Origin of the sequence: Peribacillus sp. Bi134 (assembly GCF_918698065.1) — a bacterium.
Classification (GTDB): domain Bacteria; phylum Bacillota; class Bacilli; order Bacillales; family DSM-1321; genus Peribacillus.
This window is the reverse complement of sequence record NZ_CAKKLN010000003.1, coordinates 294,322-319,383: the sequence shown is the minus strand read 5'-3', so window position 1 is coordinate 319,383 and position 25,062 is coordinate 294,322. Positions and strand designations below refer to the sequence as shown.

The 25,062-nt window shown below is 39.8% G+C and carries 22 protein-coding genes; 18 read left to right on the top strand and 4 right to left on the bottom strand.

Features of this window, described 5'->3' with window-relative positions; all coding sequences use genetic code 11:
* Positions 1-51 precede the first annotated feature (51 nt).
* The 12 genes from LQ188_RS07445 (at position 52) to LQ188_RS07390 (ending at position 11,479) form a co-directional block, all read left to right on the top strand.
* Complete coding sequence (locus LQ188_RS07445) at positions 52-1,134, top strand: hypothetical protein (protein ID WP_230176443.1); 1,083 nt, start codon at positions 52-54, stop codon at positions 1,132-1,134.
* Entirely contained in the window at positions 1,121-3,289 is a 2,169-nt protein-coding gene (locus tag LQ188_RS07440; protein ID WP_230176442.1) for a molybdopterin oxidoreductase family protein, read from the top strand. The genes LQ188_RS07445 and LQ188_RS07440 overlap by 14 nt, the downstream gene beginning before the upstream one ends.
* Positions 3,290-3,850 (top strand): 4Fe-4S dicluster domain-containing protein, encoded by a 561-nt coding sequence (locus tag LQ188_RS07435; RefSeq protein ID WP_230176441.1) that lies wholly within the window; start codon positions 3,290-3,292, stop codon positions 3,848-3,850.
* An 11-nt stretch (positions 3,851-3,861) separates the two neighbouring features.
* A complete protein-coding gene (locus tag LQ188_RS07430) occupies positions 3,862-4,389 on the top strand; it encodes a Rieske (2Fe-2S) protein (RefSeq protein WP_230176440.1) in 528 nt (175 codons plus the stop codon).
* A 186-nt stretch (positions 4,390-4,575) separates the two neighbouring features.
* Positions 4,576-4,887, top strand: coding sequence for a hypothetical protein (locus LQ188_RS07425; protein ID WP_230176439.1), 312 nt, complete (start codon positions 4,576-4,578; stop codon positions 4,885-4,887).
* Entirely contained in the window at positions 4,874-5,161 is a 288-nt protein-coding gene (locus tag LQ188_RS07420) for a hypothetical protein (protein ID WP_101221833.1), read from the top strand. Before LQ188_RS07425 ends, LQ188_RS07420 begins: the two co-directional genes overlap by 14 nt.
* Positions 5,154-6,659 (top strand): nitrate/nitrite transporter, encoded by a 1,506-nt coding sequence (locus tag LQ188_RS07415; RefSeq protein WP_230176438.1) that lies wholly within the window; start codon positions 5,154-5,156, stop codon positions 6,657-6,659. The genes LQ188_RS07420 and LQ188_RS07415 overlap by 8 nt, the downstream gene beginning before the upstream one ends.
* A 198-nt stretch (positions 6,660-6,857) precedes the next feature.
* A complete protein-coding gene (locus tag LQ188_RS07410) occupies positions 6,858-7,508 on the top strand; it encodes a histidine kinase (protein WP_230176437.1) in 651 nt (216 codons plus the stop codon).
* Positions 7,509-7,608: 100 nt separating this feature from the next.
* Positions 7,609-8,262, top strand: a complete 654-nt coding sequence (locus LQ188_RS07405; RefSeq protein WP_101221836.1) for a response regulator transcription factor — start codon at positions 7,609-7,611, stop codon at positions 8,260-8,262.
* A complete protein-coding gene (locus LQ188_RS07400) occupies positions 8,252-8,713 on the top strand; it encodes a GAF domain-containing protein (protein WP_230176436.1) in 462 nt (153 codons plus the stop codon). The genes LQ188_RS07405 and LQ188_RS07400 overlap by 11 nt, the downstream gene beginning before the upstream one ends.
* A gap of 21 nt (positions 8,714-8,734) precedes the next feature.
* Complete coding sequence (locus LQ188_RS07395) at positions 8,735-10,462, top strand: PAS domain-containing protein (protein ID WP_230176435.1); 1,728 nt, start codon at positions 8,735-8,737, stop codon at positions 10,460-10,462.
* A 258-nt stretch (positions 10,463-10,720) separates the two neighbouring features.
* Complete coding sequence (locus tag LQ188_RS07390) at positions 10,721-11,479, top strand: IclR family transcriptional regulator (protein ID WP_101221839.1); 759 nt, start codon at positions 10,721-10,723, stop codon at positions 11,477-11,479.
* A 224-nt stretch (positions 11,480-11,703) separates the two neighbouring features.
* Here LQ188_RS07390 and LQ188_RS07385 read toward each other — a convergent pair whose 3' ends face one another.
* Complete coding sequence (locus tag LQ188_RS07385) at positions 11,704-12,726, bottom strand: hypothetical protein (RefSeq protein WP_230176434.1); 1,023 nt, start codon at positions 12,724-12,726, stop codon at positions 11,704-11,706.
* A gap of 661 nt (positions 12,727-13,387) precedes the next feature.
* Here LQ188_RS07385 and LQ188_RS07380 point away from each other — a divergent pair.
* The 5 genes from LQ188_RS07380 (at position 13,388) to LQ188_RS07360 (ending at position 18,323) form a co-directional block, all read left to right on the top strand.
* Entirely contained in the window at positions 13,388-14,668 is a 1,281-nt protein-coding gene (locus tag LQ188_RS07380) for an MFS transporter (protein WP_137018415.1), read from the top strand.
* A gap of 329 nt (positions 14,669-14,997) precedes the next feature.
* On the top strand, positions 14,998-15,786 hold the full coding sequence (locus tag LQ188_RS07375) for an SDR family NAD(P)-dependent oxidoreductase (RefSeq protein ID WP_230176433.1): 789 nt from the start codon (positions 14,998-15,000) through the stop codon (positions 15,784-15,786).
* Between the two features lie 214 nt (positions 15,787-16,000).
* A complete protein-coding gene (locus LQ188_RS07370; RefSeq protein WP_230176432.1) occupies positions 16,001-16,795 on the top strand; it encodes an alpha/beta hydrolase in 795 nt (264 codons plus the stop codon).
* Between the two features lie 69 nt (positions 16,796-16,864).
* Positions 16,865-17,113 (top strand): ferredoxin, encoded by a 249-nt coding sequence (locus LQ188_RS07365; protein WP_230176431.1) that lies wholly within the window; start codon positions 16,865-16,867, stop codon positions 17,111-17,113.
* Between the two features lie 217 nt (positions 17,114-17,330).
* Entirely contained in the window at positions 17,331-18,323 is a 993-nt protein-coding gene (locus LQ188_RS07360) for an NAD(P)/FAD-dependent oxidoreductase (RefSeq protein ID WP_230176430.1), read from the top strand.
* A 337-nt stretch (positions 18,324-18,660) separates the two neighbouring features.
* Here the strand turns inward: LQ188_RS07360 and iadA are convergent, their stop codons facing one another.
* Both iadA and LQ188_RS07350 read right to left on the bottom strand, forming a co-directional pair.
* A complete protein-coding gene (iadA, locus tag LQ188_RS07355; RefSeq protein WP_230176429.1) occupies positions 18,661-19,833 on the bottom strand; it encodes a beta-aspartyl-peptidase in 1,173 nt (390 codons plus the stop codon).
* Between the two features lie 36 nt (positions 19,834-19,869).
* Positions 19,870-21,291 (bottom strand): C4-dicarboxylate ABC transporter permease, encoded by a 1,422-nt coding sequence (locus LQ188_RS07350; protein WP_230176428.1) that lies wholly within the window; start codon positions 21,289-21,291, stop codon positions 19,870-19,872.
* A gap of 287 nt (positions 21,292-21,578) precedes the next feature.
* Here LQ188_RS07350 and LQ188_RS07345 point away from each other — a divergent pair, with 287 nt between their 5' ends.
* Complete coding sequence (locus LQ188_RS07345; RefSeq protein WP_230176427.1) at positions 21,579-23,636, top strand: sigma 54-interacting transcriptional regulator; 2,058 nt, start codon at positions 21,579-21,581, stop codon at positions 23,634-23,636.
* Positions 23,637-23,804: 168 nt separating this feature from the next.
* On the opposite strand, the gene LQ188_RS07340 is transcribed toward LQ188_RS07345, so the two are convergent.
* Positions 23,805-24,716, bottom strand: coding sequence for a LysR family transcriptional regulator (locus LQ188_RS07340; RefSeq protein WP_230176426.1), 912 nt, complete (start codon positions 24,714-24,716; stop codon positions 23,805-23,807).
* Positions 24,717-25,062: the final 346 nt, after the last annotated feature.

Sequence of the window (25,062 nt, the reverse complement as noted above, 5' to 3'; positions counted from 1 at the left end):
CAGCTCTTACAATAAGGGTATGGTAATTGTTTGTAATGAGGAGGAATAGTAATGCAGGCAAAAGTCGCAGCAAATCAAAAAACAGGAAAATCGATTGATAATGCTTTTGCATCACATTTTGCTAAGTCTATGTTTCTAGCAGTTTGCGGACTTGTATTCTTATCGTTTATTGGTACGAGAATGTTTACACACGTAGATTTAAACCTTTATGGCTATATGGTGGGGACGATTATTTTTATTGGGGGGTTCTTTTACAGATTTATCGCATGGGGAGAAAGGCCGCCAACAAAGATTTTTATAAAAAAAGGCATCAAACTTCTATTTAGAAAATCAACGCCTAAAACATCAGTTGAACATTTAGCAACATACAATTTCATCTGGAATAGGGGAATTTACCGATGGACTCAGCACATCCTAATGGGCTGGGGCTGCATTCTTTCCTGCTTCGTGACATTTCCTCTCGTATTTGGATGGATGTACTTCACAATGGACGACAACGGTTACTACAACATCATCGCATTGGGAGTCCAGGTAATGACAGTACCAGCTAATGGGATCATTGCGAACTTATCATATAACGCTCTGAACATTACAGCTGTGATGGTCATTTCCGGAGTATGCATGGCTCTATACCGCCGCTTGAAAAATATGCAGGCAAGAGCAGAGCAACAATTCATGTATGACTTCCTTCCATTATTCATGCTGTTATTTGTTAGTGTTACAGGACTGGGACTAACCTTCATGAACATCTTTTTGCACGGTGCAGGACAGCCAGCTATGTCCCTGATTCACCAGTGGTCAGTCATTATTACATTGATTTATCTTCCATTCGGAAAACTTGCGCACATACCTTTTCGCCCAATGAGTGTATTTGCAAGAAACTACAGAGAGCATTACGCGGAACAATCCATGAAAGGATGCAAAGTATGTGGTGATGAGTTTGTTTCAACAGAACAATCAAAAGATGTCGTAGAGGTTCTAAGCGTGAACAATATCGAATTTCAAACGAAGGAAGGCCACCATCTCGCTGAAATGTGCCTACCTTGCCGTAGAAAATACCGGATTGCTCAATTTTCCGGTTTCCCTATTCATGAGATAAAAGTTAAGGAGGCAAACCAGAATGCAAAGGGATAAGTTTTATAAAGAAGTAGAGAATGTGATACACCCGAATGAATCATTGGTCAAAACGCATTGTGCATATTGTGGAATGCAGTGCGGAATGAATTTAAGGGTAAATGTAGCGACAAATAAAATTATTGGGGTTGAACCACGTTATGACTGGCCTGTAACGGTTGGAAAAATGTGTCCAAAAGGGGTTACAGCTTACCAGCAGACAAATCATGACGATCGTATTTTAAAACCGCTTATTCGTGATGATGCATCATTAAAAGGAACCAAGGAAGGCTTCCGTGAAGCAAGCTGGAATGAAGCGTATGATTTAATCGTGAAAAAGTTCAGTGAGCTTCAAAATAAATATGGAAAAAATACATTATCCGTTTTCAGCGGCGTATCAATGACAAATGAAAAATGCTATTTAACAGGAAAATTTGCACGTGTGGCTCTTGGAACACGCTACATTGACTATAATGGCCGATTTTGTATGTCAAGTGCGGCCGGAGGATTCCTTCGTTCATTCGGCGTAGATAGAGGTTCAACATTACCCTGGACAGATATTCATGAAACAGATTGCTTATTTATTGCAGGAAGCAACACAGCAGAATGTCATCCAACTTCTATGTTCCGAGTCTGGAACGTTCAAGAAAGAGGGGGTTACATTATCGTGGTGGATCCCCGCGAAACGCCTGTTGCGAGAAGAGCAGATGTGCACCTTGACCTGAAACCGGGAACGGATCTTGCCCTTGCTAATGGAATCTTAAATTTATTAATCCAAAATGGTTATGCTGACGAAGAGTTTATTAATAATCATACAAACGGATTTGAAGAAACAAAAGAGCTTGTACAAAAATTCACATTGGAATATACGAGTGAGCTTACAGGTGTGGCACCTGAAAAAATTATTCGCGCAGCAGAGATTTATGGAAAAGCACCGAATGCAGTTGTCATGTTTGCCCGTGGAATTGAACAGCAGCATAAGGGTGTTGATAATGTATCTGGATATACAAACATGGCGCTTGTAACAGGTAAGATTGGCCGTCCGAAGTCTGGTGTAGCAACATTCACTGGTCAAGGCAACGGACAGGGTGGACGGGAACATGGCCAGAAAGCGGATTTATTGCCAGGATACCGTAAAATTACAAATCCTAAACATGTTGAAGAAGTTTGTAAAGTATGGAAAATTACTCCGGAAGAAATGCCTCAGCCGGGTGTTTCTGCTTATGAAATGTTTGAACTGATGGAACAAAAAACGATTCGCGGATTGTATCTGCTATGTTCTAATCCTGCAGTATCTGCGCCGAATCTAAATTTCGTCCGAAGTGCGATGAAAAATCTTGATTTTATGTTGTGTTCGGACTTCTATCTTTCTGAATCAGCAGAGTTTGCGGATGTGATCCTGCCATCAGTAACGTGGTCAGAAGATGAAGGAACAGTTACAAACCTTGAAGGAAGAATTATTAAGATAAATAAGGCACAAGAACCAATCGGTGAATCTAAGCCCGATTGGCAAATACAAGTAGAACTTGCAGAACGTCTTGGAAGAGGAAAATACTTTTCCCATTTGAAAACAGCAAAAGATATAGCTGATGAATTCAGACTGGCTAGTAAAGGGGGATATGCCGATTATTATGGTGCTACATGGGATAAAATCGATAAACAGGACGGAGTATTTTGGCCTTGTAAGGATGAAAATGATATGGGAACGCCGCATATGTTCCTGGATAAGAAATTCTATCACGCAGACGGCAAAGCGAAAATTTGTGCGCTTCCTTACCGCCCCCCTGCTGAGGAGCCAGATGAAAAATATCCACTTCGTTTAACAACCGGGCGTGTCGTTTACCACTACTTATCTGGAAACCAGACGAGAAGAATCCAGTTCCTGCGTGATATGTGCCCGGAGCCATACGTCGAAGTACATCCGGAAACAGCAAAAAAATACAATATTGAACATGAAGAAAGAGTCCGCCTACATACCCGAAGAGGCGAGGCAATCTATAAAGTGAAAATTACAGAAGCAATTCGTAAAGATACTGTATTTGTTCCGTACCACTTTGGTCACGAGCAATCTATCAATCTATTAACCATTGCAGCACTCGATCCGATCTCCCGTATGCCGGAATATAAGGCATGTGCTGCTCAATTGGAAAAAGTTGAAATAAAGAAGGTGCAATAAATGAAAAAGAGGCTGTACTTAGAACTTGAAAACTGTATAGGATGCCGTTCATGCCTTGCAGCATGTACACAATGCGGAGGGCATGAAGAACGGAACAGAAACTATGTTTACGATGTAAACCCTATGGTTAATCGGCAAACCATGCCTCTAATGTGCCTTCATTGTGTGAATCCGGCCTGTGCAAGAAGCTGTCCAGCCCAGGCAATCCAAATACATGAGACAGGGGCCGTCTTATCAGCTCTCGTTGAAAAATGTATTGGCTGCCAAAACTGTACGATTGCTTGTCCATACGGAATACCAAAATTTGACACTGAACAAAACTTAATGTACAAATGCGATTTATGTATCGACCGGACAAAAGACAGTATCCCGCCAATGTGTGCAAGTGTTTGTCCATCCAATACACTTCAGTGGCTCACTGATGAGGAAATTGGAAATAGAAAAAAACAATTTAATCTAGATAATGGAAAATGGGTGACTAGCCTGCCGTATCTTGAAGGTGAAACGAACGTTAAAGTAAATTTGCCTGGTATTTTACAGGGGATAACGAAGCTATTTTAGGAGGGATTAAGATGCCGTCAGATAAAAATAATAAAATTCCCTTTAATGAAGATAATTACACCCATAATATTGAACGGAATAATGAAAGAAAGCTCGACAGACGTGGGTTCATGAAAACATTAGTGGGAGCTGCTGGTGTATTCGCAATTTCCTCCCTTCCTTGGGGAGCGGTAGCGGCTAAAGAATTGATGGGTCTTGGGGCGAAGGAGTATCCCCACAAAAAAATCACAGATGTAAGCAAAATTGCAATTGGTGAAGCAGTAGAGTTTAAATTTCCAGGTGATCATGATGATGCTATTTTGATCAGATTGTCTGAAACGAAATACGTAGCTTACCAAAATGCATGCACACATCTTCGTTGCCCGGTTTTCTGGGTGAAGGAAGAAGGAGAGATGGTTTGTCCTTGTCATCATGGAAAATTTGATGTTGAAACAGGTGCTCCAACTGCCGGTCCGCCAAGAAGGCCGCTGCCTGAGATTCAGGTGAAAGTTGAAAATGGCGGGGTATACGCAGTAAGGGTGAAGCGTTATGAGGCTTAAGTTTATTGGTGTCGCGTTGCTTTGTGCCTTCTTTATGATGAATATTGTATTTACCCAATTTATGGTTCATCAATATTATTATGAAAATTATGTAAATGTTTTAATATTTGGGGGATTAAACATAGTGGTGTTTCCCTTAGCGTTATTTACTTATAAAAAAACGAAAAACGAAAAGGCGTGAATCAAATGAACAGTGAAACATACTTTGATTTTTGTTTTGTAAAAGAAGCATCTGGAAATTTTGCTGCTGAAATCGATAAGCTCCTTTCAGACCTTTTTAAAGATGTCCGTCTTAACTGGTATTTAGATGAAAAGTCAATAGAGGGGGCCGATATTGTAGTTGCCGAAGTAAAGGGAATGAGCAATTGGGAGTCTGTAGTGGAAACAATTGAATTTATCGAGAATCATGCAGAAGATACATTCTGGGAATATTTGCAGGGTTTTCAAATGAATGTTTACACGGCAAAGAGAGGATGCAATACCTGTGGAACACATTAAAATAGAAGATATACAACCATTAATATCGGAAAAAGCAAGTGTAGCCATCTTAGATGATGATGGCCAGGGTAAAGCTCCTTTCGTTTCTAAAACGATTGTTAAGGTGAAGCTTTGTCCTGATATAACACATCTGCGTATTTACTTTGACGACATTAATTTTTTCGCTGTCCCGTTGATATCCAATGTGACTAAAAATGAAAATGAGTGGTCAGCTTTTGACGAAAATGCGAGATTACAATATGTAATTAGAAGAGAGAGTGGTCAGGATGTTTAGAAAAATTCAGCTTCCATTACAAACCTTAAACCTCGTTGTAGGATTTATGGTGTGGGTATTAATTTCGTCCCTGCTGCCTTTTATTAAAGAAGATATCGCAATACCGGATGGTCAGCTTGCACTGGTAACAGCTGTTCCAGTTATTTTAGGATCTATTCTTCGCATTCCCCTTGGCTTTTACGCCAATCAGTTCGGGGCCAGGAAAATTTTCCTGATTAGCTTTATATCGCTGTTATTCCCTGTTTATTATATCAGTATTGCGGATTCTCTTGCTGATTTGTTGATTGGAGGGCTATTTCTTGGTATTGGGGGAGCCGTATTCTCTGTTGGAGTAACCTCTTTACCGAAGTACTATCCTAAGGAACGCCATGGCTTTATAAACGGAATTTACGGTGCAGGAAACCTCGGAACGGCTATATCAGCATTTGCAGCACCTGTTGTAGCTACGAAGTTTGGCTGGTCAACAACCGTACAGCTTTATCTTGTGATTTTGGCAGTATTTATCGCAGGTAACTTCCTATTAGGGGATAAAAAGGAACTGAGAGTAAAGACACCGCTTTTAGAACAAATTAAGGGTGTCTACAAAAATGAAAAACTATGGCTGCTAAGCTTATTTTACTTTATAACATTCGGTTCTTTTGTTGCATTTACTATTTATCTGCCAAACTTTCTTGTAGCGAACTTTGGATTAGATAAAGTTGATGCAGGTGTAAGGACAGCAGGCTTTATTGTTCTTGCTACTCTTATGAGACCTATTGGCGGGTGGCTTGCCGACCGCTTCCATTCTCTTATTCTGCTCATGTTTGTTTTTGGAATTTATACGATTTCAGCAATGATCCTATCCTTTGCTCCATCAATTGGCTGGTACACATTTGGCTGTTTAAGTATTGCTCTCTGTGCTGGAATAGGAAATGGTGTTATTTTTAAACTGGTGCCGATGTATTTCCAAAAGCAGGCCGGTATTGTGAATGGAATTGTGTCCGCAATGGGAGGTTTGGGAGGATTTTTCCCGCCGTTAATTCTATCCTTGTTATTCAATATCACAGGCCATTATGCAATCGGGTTCATGGCATTGTCAGAAGTTGCCCTTGCAAGTTTGATTTTAGTAGTCTGGATGTATTTCCAAGGTAAAATGGGCCTTGCCAAAGAAGTGATTGACAATACAATAGAAGGCATTTTGATCACCGATATCAGTGGTAAAATCATTTCAGTAAACCCTTCGTTTACAAGGATTACTGGCTATCAGGAAAATGAAGTAATTGGAAAGAATCCTAGTATACTTAAGTCAGGTAAACAGCCTCAAACTTTTTATGAGGATATGTGGAAATCTATTGAAAAAAATGGTTTCTGGCAAGGTGAAATCTTGAATAGCCGAAAGGATGGACAGCAATATCTACAATGGCTGACAATTAGTGCAATAAAAAATGATGCTGGGGATGTTGTTCAATATGCCGGAATGTTTAGTGATATTTCAAGTCATAAAGTGAAGAAAGCATAAAATGAACTGCGCGCATGAAATTATTGGATTTGAAGGCTGAATTGTAGTTTTCAAGAACAAGAAGTTCTAATGCTAGGTCTCTGGTGGGAAAGAAGGTATACGTCAGTGTTCTCACCACTCTGCCGAAAGTGTAATCGGGAGAGCATGTCGCATTTTGAATGGCCAATAATCAGCGACTATTGAAGAAGGAGGGTGGGAATGAATACTCAGCCACTTAAAAACAACATCAGTTCTTATATCATACAAACACATGAAGAAGAGATTAAAAGAATTGCCATGGAGCTTCATGAAGGTGTGGGGCAGTCCCTTTCCAGTCTCTTTTCCGGAATGCAGCTCATTGAAACGGCAATCGAACAGCCTGCCATGAAAATCTATGCGGGTGATATGAAACAGATATTGGAGAAGGCAATACAAGAAATCAGGCTTTTGGCTGTAGAATTGCATCCTCCTACCCTTACGACTTTTGGGCTTATTTCAGCTATAAAAAGCTACATAAAAATATACACTTCAACCTATGGAATTGAGGTTGAGATGGAGAATCTGGGAATTGAATCGCAAATCTCTGATAGAGATAGGATTACACTTTTCAGGGTCTGCCAAGAAGCATTGGTGAATATAGCAAGGTATGCTGATACAACAAAAGCAAGTATAATATTCAAATGGGAAAAAAGCTTGTTATTAATTATGATAAAAGATTCAGGGAAAGGGTTTGAGGTTGAAGCCGCCATGAATAAGTTGAGCGGGCTTGCTGCCATGTGTGAAAGAATGCATTTGATTGGCGGGAATTGTACCATATTTTCAAAAATAGATGACGGTACTTCTATAGAGATTTCACTTCCATTATATTAAAATGGACTAAACAAGGGGTTTGCTAATTGAGCAATCCCCGTTGTTGTTTCATATTCATTTATAACAATACATATACAAACAAAGCTAAGGGGGAGCAGCTTTGATAAAAATTTTGCTTTGCGATGATCACGCCGTTGTAAGAATGGGCTTAAAGATGCTATTAAATAATCATGCTGATATGGAAGTCATAGGGGAAGCTTCAGAAGGGAACGAAGGAATAGAACGAGCACTAGAGCTTCAGCCTAATGTAGTAGTCATGGATTTAAGCATGCCTCATGGGAAAGATGGCTTATCGGCTACTTCCGAACTAAAAAAACTAATGCCTGAGGTAGCCATATTAATACTTACTATGCATGATGATGATGAATATTTGTTCAGAACTATTCAAGCCGGGGCTTCAGGATGTATTTTAAAAAGTGCACCCCATGAAGAATTATTGGTAGCCATCCGATCATTATCGAACGGAAATGCTTACCTTCATCCATCTGCTACAAAAAGGGTAATGGAAGAATATTTAGGCAGTGTGAAGCAGGGAACCGCTGATTCTATCAATCTGTTGTCTGACCGTGAAAAAGAGGTACTTACGTTGATTGCGAAAGGGTTTTCCAATAAAGAAATTGCCGGACAGCTTGTCATAAGCGTGAAAACGGTTGAAAGCCATAAAGGAAACCTAATGGAAAAGCTCAAGATGAAAACAAGGCATGAACTTGTTGCATTCGCTTTAAAAAAGGGGTTATTAGGGTATGGAATTTAACGGGGACAGTAAATCGAAAGAGGATCAACCATTTAAAAAAGCGTGTGAACATGTATTAGAAGAAATGAACGGTGATTTTGTAGGCCTTGCCTTACAAAACAGAAAAGGTCCTGACATATGCTGGCATTATGCCGCCGGAAACAGAAATGATAAGTACAAAAGGATAACTGTTCGATATGGAAAAGGAATAGCAGGTAGGGTCATATCAACGGGGGCGCCGATGAAAATTGAAGGTTTCCCCAATAATATCCATGGCAAAGCTTTAGATTATCCCATCATGCTTGCGGAAAATCTCAGTTGCGCCTTCGCAGTTCCGATTCAATTTAAAGGTGTTCCCAAAGGGGTATTATTAGTAGGTAAACGAACAGCTCAGCCTATTTCTGAAAGCGACCAGCATAAGATCCTTGATGCAGCGAAAAAACTGGAAAAGGAATTGAACAGCTCAATTTAATGGCAACAAGGAGGATTATGTATGGACTTGAATAAACATTTGGAAATGGAAAAAGGGGTTACACCTGGATCTAGCGATGCGACAATCCTTGTCAATGAATCTGGAGTCATCTCTTTTGCGAATCAACAGGTATATGAAAACTTTGGTTATGAACATCATGAATTGAACGGGATAAAGCTACTAAAACTTATACCAGGGGCAAACCTGCAACACAGCGGGGAAGGGGAGATTATCCACCAGTTGGGGATCCACCGGGATGGTCATGCTTTTTCGCTTTTTTTCAGGGTGAACTCCTTTCAGCTTGCGAAAGAGCTTTATTACTTAATTGTAGTCCATGAAGTGAAAGACCAATCACGGATTAACCAGCAGCAATCCTATCCGATCAATGAACTGGTTGATTTAATTTACGCACTTGATGAATCAACGATTGTTGCATTTACGGATGAAAAGGGCAAGATAATAAACTTTAATAAGAAATTTTGTGAGGTATCCAAATATTCAGCAACAGAGCTTATCGGGAAGGACCACCGAATTATCAATTCAGGTTATCATTCAAAGGAATTTATGCAAGAGCTTTGGAGAACAATTTCATCAGGAAGTGTTTGGCGGGGTGAAATCAAGAACAAAGCGAAGGATGGAACTTATTATTGGGTCGATACCACAATTGTCCCTTTCTTAAATGAAAAAGGGAACCCTTATAAATACCTGGCAATTCGGAAGGAAATTACCGAATATAAACGAGTTTTGGAGGAATTGGGGAAATTCGTAAATAAAATGGCCGATTTCCAATTTGCTTTGGATGCTTCCTCGATTGTAGCAATAACAGATCAAAGCGGGACGATCAAATATGTCAATGATCAATTTTGCAGGATTTCAAAGTTTTCAAAAGAAGAGCTGATCGGACAGGATCATCGAATTATTAACTCGGGATTTCATCCGAAAGAGTTTTTCAACAATCTTTGGAAAACAATATCATCAGGGGAAGTATGGAAAGGCGAGATTAAAAATAAGGCCAAGGATAATACTTATTATTGGGTGGATACGACAATCGTTCCATTTCTTGATGAGTTCCAGAAACCTTACCAATATTTAGCGATTCGTTATGAAGTGACCCAGCGTAAGCTTGCGGAAGAAGAGATTCAGAAAATGACCGGGAAAATCATTGATGTGCAGGAAGAAGAAAGAAAACGCATTTCCCGAGAGCTTCATGATGATATCGGACAAAACTTATACAGCCACCTCATAACGATTAACAGACTGCAGACAGAAATGGATCATCCCTTGTTAGATCAGATGCAAGATGAAGCGACCGAAATTATCGAATCACTCCGGCATCTATCCTGGGAATTAAGGCCATCAGTACTTGATGATCTTGGACTGTTCCCTGCCATACGCTCTTTAGTGGCGCAATTTTTAGAGCATCATCATATCAAGGTCCATTTTGAATGCTATTTGAATTGCCGTTTGAATGCAAACAAAGAAATTACCATTTACCGTATTATTCAAGAGGCATTAACAAATATTAGGAAGTATGCTGAAACCGAAGAAGCTACAGTGATGATCCAGGAAATAAAGGAAGAAGTTCGTGTAGAAATAGAAGATAAAGGAAAGGGCTTTGATATAGAAAAAGTTACCCGTGGAGTAGGCTTATTCAGTATGGAGGAGAGAGCCAGAGTTTGCGGCGGAAACCTCATCCTTCTTTCTCGTGAAGGGAAAGGGACAAAAGTAATTTTGAGTATGCCTTTGTAGTGAATGGGTTTTAGTAATGATCAAGTAACTTAATCCGCTAAACGCTTCAGCATTTCCCATTATTACTCGTTCCATGGGCTTGCGGGATGATAAAATGATTCGATCAAATTGTAAATAATGCCGGAAAATCAAATGAGAATAAACTCAGAGCATTCACGGAAAAACAATGAATACGGTTATTTTCATTACATCCTTTCTTCCATGTTTTATAATAGAATGATAGTTAAGGAAAACATGTATCATGAAAGGAGACAATGTATGCAGGCACATAACAAAACGGTCGTGAAATCCATGCAAATCCTGACCCTTTTCATAAATCATCCAAAACTGACCTTTAATGAAATGATGGAACTTTCCAATTTGCCGAAAACGTCGTTACACCGTATGGTGGGATCATTGGAAGAAATGGGGTTTTTAACAAAGGACGAAGATGGCCACTATTCACTTGGACTGATATTCCTGCAGTTTGGTCAACTGGTAGGGGAGCGTTTGGATATCAGGTCAATCGCCTATCCGATCATGAAAGACCTTCGGGATGATGTTGAAGAAGCAGTGAATTTAATTGTGAGGGATAAGGATGAAGCGATGTATATTGAAAAGGTGGACACCCTGCATCCTGTTCGACTTTATACATCCATTGGAAGGCGTTCGCCATTGTATGCTGGAGATTCTCGAATCATCTTAGCGTATTTGCCAGAAAAAGAGCGTGAAAATTATTTGGGAAGCATTCAATTAAAACCAATCGCCATTGGAACGATAACGGATAAAACTGAACTCCGTCACGCTTTGGATGAAGCGAGAATGAATGGTTACACGATAACTTCATCAGAACTTGAGGATTATACAAAAGCAGTGAGTGCACCGATACTCAATGGTAAAGGTGAAATAGTAGCTGGTATTAGTGTCGCTGGGATTGAAGCAAGATTTCAGGAAGATCGCTTGGCTGAATTGATTGACAAGGTAACGAAAGCTGCCAAAGCCATTTCCGTGAAGCTTGGTTCTCAAACATATAAATGAAAATAGAAAAATCATGTCATTTTCGGAATATATTTTTCTGAAATAAGATAACTTACATAAGATAGTCGATTCCTACATACTAACATATAGGAAGTAAAGCCACCGCTTATGGTGGTTTTTTGTCATGCTGGCATGCTCAGCTGAACCAAAACGAAAAGGTGAACCATTCGGGGTTCACCTTTTCCAATATCGTAAGACTATATCGCAAGATTGTTGGTTAGCCGTTACATACGCACAAAGTGTGATTGATTTATATTTCTCGGCACCCCGATGTCAGCCATTGTAAGTAAACCTGGTTTACGGAGCGCATCAATTTGCTTAGCGGTATTGATAATCATTGCAGCAGTTGCGGTATCTCCAAAGATGCCGTTTGGAACAATCAACCTTTGGGTTTCGTTCCCCTCAATAACGATTTCATCTTCCTGTTTAATACCTGCAGTCATCGTTAAATCCAAGGAAATTTCCTTTCCGTCCACTGTCTTGCCAGTGGAAATTTGATGAAGCCCATTAACATCCCCTGGTTTTAAGGCAGTTAGCGGAACGGTCATATTTTCGCTCGCAATCGTTGGTTCAATGGTATTGGTTACACTTGAAAGTTTCCAATTCAGCCCATAGGCGATCAACCTGACAGACTCCTCAAGACCTACATGCCCAATTTTATTCCGTTCAGCTAAAAATTCAAACTCTTCTCTGGTCATCCCGATTCCGACCTTTTTTTGCAAGGGGAGGCGCCTTTTCGAAACATCTACTTTACGATTGACCTTAATTTGGTTAACCGTGGTCAATACTGTTGTAAATGAAATGGCCATAGTATCCATGATGAAACCTGGATTGATTCCGGTCCCAATGACACTAAGCCCTTTAGCTTTAGCATAATCATCTATTTCCTTTGCAAGTATGGGGTAGCGATGCCATGGGAAGGAAAGTTGTTCACAGGTGGAAACCACAGAAAAGCCGTGATCTAGCAGCTCTTTGATTTGAGGCCATACTTGTTGTGCGTCGGAACCGGTTGCGTGTAGGGCGATAGGGTGGTCAGCTTCTGTATTTACATCCCGTATATGAGAGACTACACACTTGTTCGTTTCCTTTTCATGGATTAGTAATCCAATATCCTTTCCTACCTTATCGGGAGCAATATCGACAACCCCGATAATCGATTGCGGATTCGTTTGATAAGCACTGCGTAGAATTTCAATTCCGATGGGACCCAGCCCGAATACTGCGAATTCAGAATAGTACATATCCATTCATCTCTCATCCTTTCAAATAACTTATAACAAAATGCTAACATTGTGTGATAAATAATAAAAATAGTTAATTTTTATAAATTTATAATGAATCGTTATAAAAGGAAAAACGATAATGAATGAGGTGAATTAGTGAATCATACTTCAATTTTGGGGTTACATATCGCGGAAATTGTGAAATGGCGGACTATAGCGGCAGCATAAGTTGGGATGTTGGACAGGTATGTAGAAACCGCCATACTGTTCCCGGTTAAAACATTTTATTTGAACGGACACGAGACTTTAGCAGACTTTTAGTTCGCAGCATCTTTTGGACATTATTTAACTAAGGCTCGAGAACTAGCAGAAACGTAATCCGGTTTTAGATATAAGGTTAAGGTATTGTTTCTGATTGTTTTAATCGAAGAAACACCTTAATGAGTTTTGAATATAAAACTACTTTTTCTGTTGAAAAAATATTAATCTGAATATTATTGACTATTGCGAAAATTAAATATAACATTATGACATTAAATATCGGTAACATTGTTTTATGTATAAAACAATTGTTGCTGCTATCTTTTGAAAGGGGGAATTGGTGAAGTTGATTGTTTGAAAGACATTTTCTTTATCGAAATCATGAAAGCGCATTCAAAAGATCCTACTAAAAGGGGGAAATAACATGTTACAAGGTCAAAAAAGATGGTTGTACATTGCGATTCCTATTTTTTTCTTCTGGTTTTTCGGACAGATTGATAAAGTAGGTATCTCTGTTATCCAAACCGATCCGGGATTTTTAAGTGATCTTGGTTTAACTGGCCCGGATAAAAATGCGAAAATTGGCTTGATCTCCTTTATATTCATGATTTCATACTCCTGTTCCAACATTTTTTGGGGAGTTATCATCGACAAGTTAGGGGCACGGAAAACAGCAGTTTTAGGTTTACTGGTATGGACAGCGACAATGGTAATGGGCGGGCTGTCCACTTCATACGAAATGTTTTTAATCAGTAGGGTAATCCTCGGAATTGGGGAGGGGATGATGATCCCGATATCGGGAAAATTCATTTCGAATTGGTTTAATAAACGAGAGCTTGGCAGGGCACAGTCATTCTGGATAACTGGAAACTACCTTGGCCCGGCGGTGGGTACCGTTATGCTCATACTAATTATTTCAACGTTTCATTGGCAGGCAGCGTTCTTTGCTCTCGCCGCATTTAACTTGTTTATAAATATTCCAATGTTCCTGTTTTTGGCACGTAATACGCCAGAAGAGCATCCGCGCATGAGTAAAGAAGAAGTCTCCTATATTCGCCAAAAAGACGAAGCGGATGATGTGCAGTCGAAGCAATTCTTTGCAAAGGATTATCGTTATTGGATTGTCTGGTTTGGCAATTTGATGTCGTCCTTTCTTTTCTTTGGAATCAGTATTTGGCTGCCTACATATCTCGTTGAGGCCAAAGGGTTTGAAAGGGAAGCGATGACTGGGATTACTTCATTATCGTGGCTATTCGCGCTTGGATTTGTCCTGGCTGGCGGATTTCTGGCGGACAAAACGAAGCGTCCGAGTTTGCTTGCGACGATTCTTTTCATACTAACGGCTGTATTTTTGACAATCGCCGTCATAGCACCAAATCCTATTTTCGCTGGCGTTTCCATGGGGCTCGCAATGGGAACTCAAGGAGGAATGTTTCACCTGACCAATTTCTTCATCATCAAATTTTCAACACCTGAAACAGCTGGCCGCGCAGCCGGTTTAATGGGATTCACGAATATTATGGGTGGGTTTTCAAGCTACATTATGGGGTGGAGCCGCGATTTGTCCGGCGGTGATTTTGGTCCCTCCATTGCCATGCTGATTGTAGCAGCCATTCTTGGGTTTGTGGCGTATTTATTTATGATTAAACAAGAAGTTGCCGAATATCACCTAAGTAATGCGACAGGAAACAAAGTAACACTATAAGCGCTAAAAAGTTAATATGTTTTTTAGTAGGGTTTCTCGGTAAGATGGGCGCTAGAATCTTACTGAGAAACCACAAAAAAAATCATACTTATTGACGAGTGCCGCAGTAGTAAGGGTAACCGCAGAATGTATTCCCGAAGATAGTTTCATTTTTTTTCATTGACAATAAAGCGATTACATTTTAGAATTATTTATATAAAAAACATTGTTTTGTGTATAAAACATAAAATTATGAAAAAATGTGCTAGCTTGCAAGACGTCAACTTGAAGGAACCGATCTTTGTATAACCGTTCATCACGTTTGAAAGATAATAGAAGGGGTTGAGACAATGGGAATGGCCTTAAAAGATAAAGTCGTATGGATTACAGGGGGAGCTTCTGGAATTGGAGAGGCTGTCACTCGCCGCTTTATACAAGAAGGAGCAAAAGTGAGCATCATCGGCCGCTCTAAAGACACGTTAGCGAAAATGAAGGAAGAATTTGGTGAAAATATCCTTACATATCAGGGAGATATAAGTAAATACGAAGACAATGAGCATGCGGTCCAAGCTACTGTTGAGCAATTCGGAAAGTTGGATGTTTTCGTGGCGAATGCCGGCGTGTTCGATGGATTTGCCAAATTTGCCGATGTGACTCCTGAGGCGCTTTCCGAAGCATATGATTACCTTCTCGATATTAACGTAAAAGGCTCTTTTTTCGGGGCGAAAGCCGCTCTTGAAGAACTGAAAAAAACAAATGGCAATATTATTTTTACCGTGTCCGGTGCAAGTTTTTATCCAGATGGCGGCGGTGTTTGGTATACAGCGAGCAAACACGCCCAAATTGGATTGATGCGCCAGCTTGCGTTCGAACTATCTCCTTCCATCCGGGTAAATGCGGTAGCCCCAGGGGGGACATTGACAGCACTTACTGTAATCCCGCCGCTGCGTCCATTTGTGAATATCGTCGATAATGATACGAAAGCAAGCAGCATAAAAAAACGGAATATCCTTCAACTTGCCCAGATGCCGGAAGATCACGTTGCGGCGTATGTACTGTTAGCTTCCGACGAATCACGCGCAATCACCGGTGAGGTCATTTCCAGCGATGGCGGATTGTCAGTGCGGGGCCTTGGCTAAGCTGGCACAGTTTTTTAATACTGTTTTAGCTAAATTAGGGAACGGAAGTGGAATTTCCTGCTGAACTTCAGGATAGGAAGCACTTTCATAATTGGAACGAAAGCTAGTTCCATGCGAAATATGAATATAGTAAATCATTCGCTTTTTTTAGAAAGATATTTAAAGTACAGGTGTTTTAAGAATCAGAGATTCACCTTAAAAGGGGATTGATATTATGCCATACGTAAAAGTAGAAGATTTAAGCATTCATTATGAAAAAGAAGGTCATGGAGAACCTTTAGTATTATTACACGGCATGAGTAATAATTCACAGTCATGGAAGGAGCAAATCCAGGAATTAAAGGAGCATTATACAGTAATTGCATGGGATGCACCGGGTTATGGGAAAAGTTCAGATCCAGCAAAAGAATTTAAGTATTTTAAAGAGTTTGCACATATTCTGGACGGCATGCTAGATCAGCTAAAGCTGGAAAAAATCCATCTGCTTGGCCATTCAATGGGAGCGGCAATCGCGATAGAGTTCTGTAGCCTGTACCCTAATAAGGTTAATAAACTTATATTGGCCGATTCGACAAGAGGGGCAGCTGCTCTAACCCCAGAGGAGAACGAGACGAAATTGAAAAATCGATTATTTTCAATTGAAAACCTTTCTACTGAGGAGATCGCGGAAAAGAGGATACAAGCATTGCTATCTCCCCATGCTTCAGAAAAAGTCTATAAGCGAGTAAAAGAGATTATGACACAGATAAGACCGGCAGGATATCGTTCGGTGGCAAATTCACTTTATCATCTAAATCAAATGAGTTTGTTATCTAATATAAATGTCCCTGTTCTTGTAATTTGTGGTGAGTTGGATACTGTAACTCCTATAAAGGAGTCGGAAGCAATTCATGAAGAGTTAATGAACTCCCGGCTCGTGATAATTCCAGAAGGCGGGCATTTGTGTTATCAGGAAAATCCTGAAAAGTTTAATTCGAGCATTTTGGCATTTTTGAACGATATTGAGTAGGAAAAGGCTTCTACAAATACCATAGTAAAAAACCAGGGCTTAGATTAGAGAGAGGAATGGATACAAAAAATGGCTAATTATACAATCGTGGACAAAGATACTTGTATTGCTTGCGGAGCTTGCGGTGCTTCAGCTCCGGATATTTATGATTACGATGAAGAGGGTATTGCGTTGGTTATATTGGATAATAATGTTGGGGCAGCGATTATACCTGAAGAACTTGAGGAAGATATGATAGATGCTTCAGAAGGATGTCCAACAGATTCTATAAAAGTGGCTCAATTATCCTTTGATGGTAACCCTAATAAATTTGAATAATAATTTTAGGTGCGATTGTGACAGATAACAGAATTATAGATTTTTAAACTGTGACATATCCAGATTGTCTTTTAAAGGGTGGATATTCAACAAATTTTATCAGTCATTTTTGGAACAAAGAATTAAGTAAGAATTACTTGTAGTCAGTACATGCCTTACTACCAATAAATCATATTCAGTATGAGCAACCATCCTGGAAGCATAAGGAGTGATTACATTGACAGAAGAAAAAACGGTCTATGACATAACAATTATTGGCGGCGGCCCAGTTGGTTTGTTTACGGCGTTTTATGGAGGAATGAGGCAAGCAAAGGTGAAAATCCTTGAAAGCCTTCCTCAATTGGGAGGACAGCTATCAGCTCTTTATCCCGAAAAATTCATTTATGATATAGCTGGATTTCCAAAAGTAAGGGCCCAGGAATTGATAGAGAATTTAAAAGAACAAATGAAAGTATTCGAACCAACAATTTGTCTTGAAGAAGCAGTTGAACAGGTGGAAAAGCTAGCAGACGGAACATTTAAAATCACTACAAACCTCGATACTCATTTCTCCAAATCAGTGATCATTACTGCTGGAAATGGAGCTTTTCAGCCTCGTAAACTGGAATTGGAAGATTCAACACAGTTCGAAAATAAGAATTTGCATTATTTCGTGAATGATATGAACCGCTTTAAAGGTAGAAAAGTGGCGATACTTGGCGGTGGAGATTCTGCTGTTGATTGGGCCCTTATGTTAGAGCCGATTGCTGAAAAGGTAACATTGATACACAGAAGAGATAAATTCCGTGCCCATGAACATAGTGTGGAAAAATTAGTGAATTCCTCTGTTGAGGTCAAAACACCTTATATTCCCTCCGAACTGGTAGGAGCAGAAAGAATTACGCAAATTGTTTTAGAACAAACTAAGACGCAACAAAAAGAAGTGATTGATATAGATGATTTAATTATTAATTACGGATTTGTCTCTTCCCTTGGTGCGATTAAAGAATGGGGACTAAACATCAGCAAAAATGCAATTGTCGTTAATTCCAAACAAGAAACGAATATTTCAGGCATTTATGCAGCAGGGGATATTTGTACGTATGATGGAAAGGTTAAATTAATTGCATCCGGGTTTGGTGAAGGTCCTACGGCAGTCAATAATGCCAAAGCCTATATTGATCCGAAGGCGAAAGTTCAGCCGTTGCATAGTACTTCCTTATTTGGCTGACCTCTATCTAGCTTCAAGGCTCTCTGAAGAAATGAATTAGTATGTACATAGGCGAGGCTCAAAAATAAAAAGTGATTGATAGGTTTCTCGATTGTCTTGATAAATGGAGATGATACTTAAAGTAGATATATATCGAGGATTTACAGGTTTTGTTGCCTAATGAACTAACAGGTTGATAGTTCAAAAAAGGAGACAGGCTATGATGACTGTAAAAAATAAAAGTCGAATTCCTTCAAAATTAGGAATTCGACTTTTTTAAGTATCGCCCCTTTAGCGATTCTTCACAGTATTATTGCGAGACGTGAAAATTTTTCGATAATTGGTATCCTGTCTAAACTCATTCAAATGTCCCTTTTATCAACGGAATACCCTTATCTACCATAACTTGTCCTTTTGCCATTACAGTGACAATTGCCAAAGTATCCTTTTGCAATAGCACAATATCAGCATCATTGCCGGTTTGGATACTGCCCTTGGTTGATAGTTTCAGCACTTGTGCGGGATTCGTGGTGATGACCTTCAGTGCCGTTTCAAGTGGGATTCCTTCTTCTAAAACAGAATCACGCACTTCGTGATATAGCGAAGATACTTTTCCTACTTGAAGGCCTGCATACTCCCCATGGTTGTTGAAAAACGGAAGACTTGCCTGACCGTCTGAAGAGAAGGTGATTTGTTCTACTGGAATCCCTTCTTCAAGCATTATGCGCAAGGCAATGCTGCACTTTACTTCGCCATCATCCAGAAACTGAGGAATGGTGCTTGTTGTAAAGTCTACGAACCCGCCCCGTTTAGCGTAATTGATTCCCGCCTTGAATAATTTTTCATTTCGGTTGATATGTGTCGGATGGAGCTGCCGAATCGGAATATTGGTTTTATCAGCAATTGCATGTAACAACGAGAGCTCACCATCACCGTCTCCTACATGAACTTCTAATATACCTGCTTTTCCTGACAGAATACCCCCGTTACGTGCGGCTGCGACGATTTTGGTCAATTCCTCAAAAGTGGGTTCTGATGATCTATGGTCGGAGATGGCAATTTCCCCGACACCGATGATTTTGTCAATAAAAATAAGATCATCTTCAATTTTTCCTGTCAATGTTTTTACTGGCACTTGGTAGGAGCCTGTATGAATGAAACAGGAAATACCCTCTTCTTCAAGTGCCCGGGCCTTGGCAAGCAGGCTTTCCATTCTCCGCGTAGTTCCGTCCGTACCAAGCAATCCGACAAGCGTTGTAATACCCGAAGTCGTAATGTCCGTAAGCATCAGCTCAGGGGTGCGGGTTTTGAATCCGCCCTCACCGCCTCCGCCAATAATATGAACATGTGAATCTATGAAACCTGGAACAATTAAAAGATTGGTCGCATCAATGATATGAATAGGAGCAAAGTTGTCAGGAATCTCGATTCTGTCATCTATGAATGCAATTTTTTCATCTGTAATCAAAACGTCTTTCCGTCCTAAGTAATTGGGTGAGTATATCTCGCCATTTTTGATTAAAGTAAGCAATGCGTTTCTCCTCCTGTAATGAATTAGTGATTTTTATCAAAATGGACCATATCCGATGAAGTGGGCCGTTATGACAGCTATTAATCCAATGAGATATTGAATAAGTACAAGCGGCAGAATCCACCTCGCCCATTTTGTCCAAGGTATGCCTGCGATTGCCAAGCCCGCCATTAAGGTGGTAGCGGTTGGGAAAATCATATTTCCGATTCCGTCCGCAAAAGAGAAAGTCAACACTGCAGTTTGGCGTGTAATATCCAATAAGTCTGCGAGCGGAATCATAATTGGCATGGTCAACATTGCATGACCGGTGCCGGATGCTAGAATAAAATGAATAAGAGTTTGGAAGCTGTACATGCCGGCAACACTTAAATAGGCCGGAATATGCTGGATAGCTTCAGATACTTGATGCAGCATAGGGTCGACGATATGCCCATCATTCAATACAACAAGAATGGCGCGTGATACGCCAATAATCAAAGCACCGCCTAGCAAGGCTGCAGATCCATTGGTAAAGGAGTTGACAATTTGATCCGCTGACAATTTTCCGAATATTCCAATTACTATTGTTAAAACAATGAATAAGGCTGTAATTTCTGTAATGTACCATTGGAACTTGATGACACCAAATGCCAAGACGATATAGTTAATCAAAAAAGAGATTAAGATGAATTTATGTCTTGCAGTTAATTTCGCTCTTGATTGGAGCAGTTTTTTTGCTTCTTCTTTTGTATATTTTCCGTAGATTCCTATAGAAGGATTTTTCTTGACCTTCATAGCGTAACGATAGATATAAAGAACGGAAACAAGGTAGACGATAATAAATAAGATAAGGCGTAACCCTATTCCTGAGAACATCGGCAATTCAGCAATTCCTTGTGCAAGTCCGACAGTGAAGGGATTCATGATGGCAGTCGTGAACCCTGACAATGCCCCTACAATGACGATGGCAGTACCTGTAATTGTATCGAACCCCAGGGCCAACGCCAGCGGAATGATAAGAGGAAGGTAAGCAAGTGTTTCTTCTGCCATTCCCATTAAGGAGCCGCCTACAGCAAAAAACAGCATCACGACAGGAATTAATAGCTTTTCACGTGTCGCCAACTTCCGAGCCATTGTGGCGATGAGCACATCAACCGTCCCTGTAGCTCTTAAAACACCGAAAAACCCTCCAATAATCAATAAGAAAAAGATAATATTGCCGGCTTCAACCATCCCTGTGTGAATAGCTTTTATCATATCGAACAATTCCACCGGTGCAGATTCTATCCATTTGAAAGAATTGGCGTCAACAGTTGTCCGTCCATCTGCTTCAATCCGTGTATATTCCCCGGCAGGCAAAATGTAAGTAAATAGAGTTGCTATTGCGAGAATGCAGAGCAGCAATACAAAAACATTGATTTTTCTCTCTTTTTCTCCCGCTGTTTCAAGCGAAACAGCCTTCTCTTCTACTTGGCTCATAAATGTCTCTCCTTTGTATTTAAAATAAGTACATGGAACTAATACGCTTACAAAATATTGCCAGCCTATCGACTATCAACTGTTTTTCAAGTATTCTGCTGTTTCCCTCCTTTTCAAATCTTTAGGCACGTCAACTCAATCACGACAATTCAATATATAAGCAAATTCTGTGCCAATATGAAGTAATTGATTTTTATGAGAACTTATTGGTTGGATTGAAGTTAAAGGTCATTATTGGTTCTTTTTGGTGATATAATAAAACCAATTAAAGACAGGTAGGTGTTTTTATGTCAAAATTCTCACTTACACTTATAGCGGGAAGCTCAAAAACAAAGGAAGCCTTGCAGGAGCAACTGGAACAACTGATTGGAGACTACGTTCATGTCAACAGCCATGCTACCGATGAGGGAATACCTCATTCTCTGGGAGATGGAATTATCTTGTATTCATCAGATGCAGCTTATGATAAGAAAATGGGAATATATGGCGTAAATGCCCAGAAAATAATTGTGGGAAAGAGAACTGTTAATCATGAATACATTGACAAGCTATTAAGAATACCAGAGGGTTCGACAGTGCTTTTGGTGAATGATGATGACGATGCAACTATAAACCTTATTGAATCCTTATATCAGCTTGGTGTCGATCATGTTCAATTTATTCCTTTCAGGAAGGGGATTTTATTTTATGAGAATGTCCAAATAGCTGTATCACCAGGAGAAACTCATCTGTGCCCCTCATACATAAAAGAAGTAATCGATATAGGCGTGCGTCTTTTTGATATAACAACAATTCTTGAAGTTGTAGAATGCTGTGGTTTACACAAGGATATATCCTCTAAGATTTCTGAAAGGTATATTAGTAATATAATTGAATTACAACGTAAGCTGTTACATGCAGAGTGGGATGCCAAGCAAATGAGTGATCATATCCAAAATGTGTTGTGTACTGTCGATGACGGAATATTGGTCGTTAACGAGGAAGGTCTGATAACGGTATTCAATAACCAGCTTGCGGCATTGTTCCATGTTGATGCAAAAGATGTGGTTAATCAGTATCTAGAGCATGTAATGGATCGCCGTGATATTATCGATTTCATCATGGAAGGTAATGATGAAAGCAAGTTCTTCAACATAGACGGCGTGGATGTCGTAATTTTCCGGTTGCAAATGATGAAAGAAAATACAATTGTCGCAACCTTCAAAAGCGTACATCAAGCCTTTGAAATAGAAAAGACTGCACAAAGAGAAATGCGCAATCAAGGATTTTATTCAAAATACTGCTTTGACGATATTATCGGCGAGAATGAAGTAATGAAAGAGCGTAAGCAGATTGCCAAGAAGCTTGCCTTGTCGGAGCATCCGATTTTGATTCAGGGAGAGACAGGTACAGGAAAAGAGCTGTTTGCTCATGCGATTCATGAGCATTCATTGCGAAAGAACGGGCCATTTCTAGCGGTTAACTGTAGCGCTTTAACAGAAACTTTACTTGAAAGTGAATTGTTCGGCTACGAGGAAGGGGCATTTACAGGAGCGCAAAGGGGAGGAAAGAAAGGACTGTTTGAAATGGCGGATAAAGGGACGATCTTTTTGGATGAAATTGGTGACATAAGTCTCACCGTTCAATCCCATCTGCTTCGAGTTCTTCAGGAGGGGGAAATCCGCAGAATTGGCGGCAAGAGAATCATTCCCGTTAATGTCAGGGTGATTACCGCGACGAATAAAAACCTTCATGATAAGATGCGGGACGGTTCATTCCGAACAGACTTGTTTTACCGTCTGAATGTGCTCAATCTTTACATACCGTCACTCAAAGAGAGAAGAGCGGATATTCCACTTTTGATAAAGCACCTCATCACAAAAAGCGGGAAGTGGGTAAAAGTAGAGGAAGACGTACTGGAATATTTCATGCAATATGAATGGCCCGGCAACATACGGGAACTTAAAAGTACAATCGATTACATGTTGACGGTTTGTGAGGGGAATGTCGTGACGAAAAGTGACCTTCCGTTCATGCACGGGAATAAGGAAGACAGTGTGACGGCAGATTATCCCGTCTGTGAAAGTGTGTTGGAAAATCAGGAGCGCGCTTTTATCTTGGAAGTAATTAAGCAATACAACGATAAAGGAAAAGCGGCAAGCAGAGAACTGATTTCTAATCAAAGTAAAGAATCGGACTTTGTCTTGTCCCCTCAGCAGATTCGTCGCCGTTTGGATATTTTAGAAATCGAAGGGTTTGTCGTCAAAGGCAGAGGAAGGGCCGGCACTAAGATTACCGCTGAAGGAATAGAGTATTTATATTTTCTTAAGTCAAAGCATGCTATGCATGGGAGTTTGCTAATTTAGTTATATCGCCAATAGGAAGTTTAAAAGGTGAAATCATTCAATATTAAAAGCCCCATTTCTCAGTTTCATAAAAGAGAAATGGGGCTTTTTTTCACCGATAGTATAATTCATTTCACTATAATTGCCCCTTTTACTAGTCGTTTCGCAGCATTTTTCCAACCAAGAATCTCATATATCGTTAAAACCATCATCATTCTCTAACGTTTTCAAAATATGCTTGGTCAGAATGGATGGATCCGTGCTTTTCCAAACTGCCGATATGGAACTGGATAATTCCGAGTTATCGATGTTCAAGGCTTTAACTTGGCTTTTTCCCAACAAACTTACCATATCCTCCGGCATGAGTGCTACGCCGAGGTTATTGGATATTAGATTGGCGATTGTCAGTAATTCAGAGCCTTTACATAATTCTTTAGGTGAAAATCCAGCAGTCAGGCAAGCTTTTTCCAAAAGGAATTGAAGGGAGTGTGCTTGAACGGCATCATAATGGATAAAAGGTTCGTCTTTTGCTTCGTATAAATGTATCGAATCCTTTTGGGCCAGTGGATGATCAATGGAGACGACTAATTGTAAAGGGAACCTCATGAATTCAATCATGCTTAATCCTTCATTGGCGATGATATTACTGTGAATGGGCGTTCTGATGAAACCAATATGGTAATTTTGTTGGTTTACGAGTTTTACAGCCCTTGAGGATGTCGTTTCATGCACGTAAAATTCTGTATCCGGGTATTCCCCCACTATCTTTTTCAGTAACTTCGGGATATATATACTAGCTGCAGAGGGGACGGTAGCAATCTTCAATTTAGGCTTGGGGATAGCTTTATGTTCAACTATGTAATTTACTGTTTTCTCAATATCTTCAAAGGAAGGAGCAAGTTTTTTATAGATGTACTCTCCTTCTTCCGTCAATGTAATTTTTCTTGTGGTTCGATTCAATAGTTTAAAGCCTAATTGTTTTTCGAGGGATAAAATCTGTTGGCTAAGTCCGGGCTGGGATATATGCAGGGTTTTGGAAGCCTCGCTGAAACTAAGATGGTTAGAAACCTCTATGAAATAGCGGAGGGATAGGAAATTCAAACAATCACCCACTTCAGTTGGATTTTAAAATACAAAGCTAAAATGGCTGGAAAAGAAAGGTTGGACAGTCGATTCCCTCTCAAAAAAAGCTGGATATAACGATTAAAGGCTAGGAAGATCCTTTTATAACATCTGCTTATAAGTTTATAACAATAATATATTTCTAAAATGGAAGAGTCAATATTATCCTTAAAGAAAGGAAGAATAGGTAATAAAAGGTAAAATATTACTATTGGATAGCGGATTTTCCTTGTTTTTAATAGGTGTTTTTACACATTTAAGCTTGGTGATTTGATTTCTATAAAACTATTTAATGTATTACTAGTGCTTATGGATGATGTGTCTA

What these genes read in the sequence shown, in the direction of transcription:
- LQ188_RS07440 (WP_230176442.1), top strand. Translation starts at nt 1,121, where the DNA reads ATGCAAAGGGATAAGTTTTATAAAGAAGTAGAGAATGTGATACACCCG.
- LQ188_RS07400 (WP_230176436.1), top strand. Translation starts at nt 8,252, where the DNA reads ATGGAATTTAACGGGGACAGTAAATCGAAAGAGGATCAACCATTTAAA.
- LQ188_RS07370 (WP_230176432.1), top strand. Translation starts at nt 16,001, where the DNA reads ATGCCATACGTAAAAGTAGAAGATTTAAGCATTCATTATGAAAAAGAA.
- LQ188_RS07425 (WP_230176439.1), top strand. Translation starts at nt 4,576, where the DNA reads ATGAACAGTGAAACATACTTTGATTTTTGTTTTGTAAAAGAAGCATCT.
- LQ188_RS07365 (WP_230176431.1), top strand. Translation starts at nt 16,865, where the DNA reads ATGGCTAATTATACAATCGTGGACAAAGATACTTGTATTGCTTGCGGA.
- LQ188_RS07350 (WP_230176428.1), bottom strand. Translation starts at nt 21,291, where the DNA reads ATGAGCCAAGTAGAAGAGAAGGCTGTTTCGCTTGAAACAGCGGGAGAA.
- LQ188_RS07380 (WP_137018415.1), top strand. Translation starts at nt 13,388, where the DNA reads ATGTTACAAGGTCAAAAAAGATGGTTGTACATTGCGATTCCTATTTTT.
- LQ188_RS07385 (WP_230176434.1), bottom strand. Translation starts at nt 12,726, where the DNA reads ATGGATATGTACTATTCTGAATTCGCAGTATTCGGGCTGGGTCCCATC.
- LQ188_RS07445 (WP_230176443.1), top strand. Translation starts at nt 52, where the DNA reads ATGCAGGCAAAAGTCGCAGCAAATCAAAAAACAGGAAAATCGATTGAT.
- LQ188_RS07395 (WP_230176435.1), top strand. Translation starts at nt 8,735, where the DNA reads ATGGACTTGAATAAACATTTGGAAATGGAAAAAGGGGTTACACCTGGA.
- LQ188_RS07415 (WP_230176438.1), top strand. Translation starts at nt 5,154, where the DNA reads ATGTTTAGAAAAATTCAGCTTCCATTACAAACCTTAAACCTCGTTGTA.
- LQ188_RS07435 (WP_230176441.1), top strand. Translation starts at nt 3,290, where the DNA reads ATGAAAAAGAGGCTGTACTTAGAACTTGAAAACTGTATAGGATGCCGT.
- LQ188_RS07345 (WP_230176427.1), top strand. Translation starts at nt 21,579, where the DNA reads ATGTCAAAATTCTCACTTACACTTATAGCGGGAAGCTCAAAAACAAAG.
- LQ188_RS07430 (WP_230176440.1), top strand. Translation starts at nt 3,862, where the DNA reads ATGCCGTCAGATAAAAATAATAAAATTCCCTTTAATGAAGATAATTAC.
- LQ188_RS07375 (WP_230176433.1), top strand. Translation starts at nt 14,998, where the DNA reads ATGGGAATGGCCTTAAAAGATAAAGTCGTATGGATTACAGGGGGAGCT.
- LQ188_RS07410 (WP_230176437.1), top strand. Translation starts at nt 6,858, where the DNA reads ATGAATACTCAGCCACTTAAAAACAACATCAGTTCTTATATCATACAA.
- LQ188_RS07390 (WP_101221839.1), top strand. Translation starts at nt 10,721, where the DNA reads ATGCAGGCACATAACAAAACGGTCGTGAAATCCATGCAAATCCTGACC.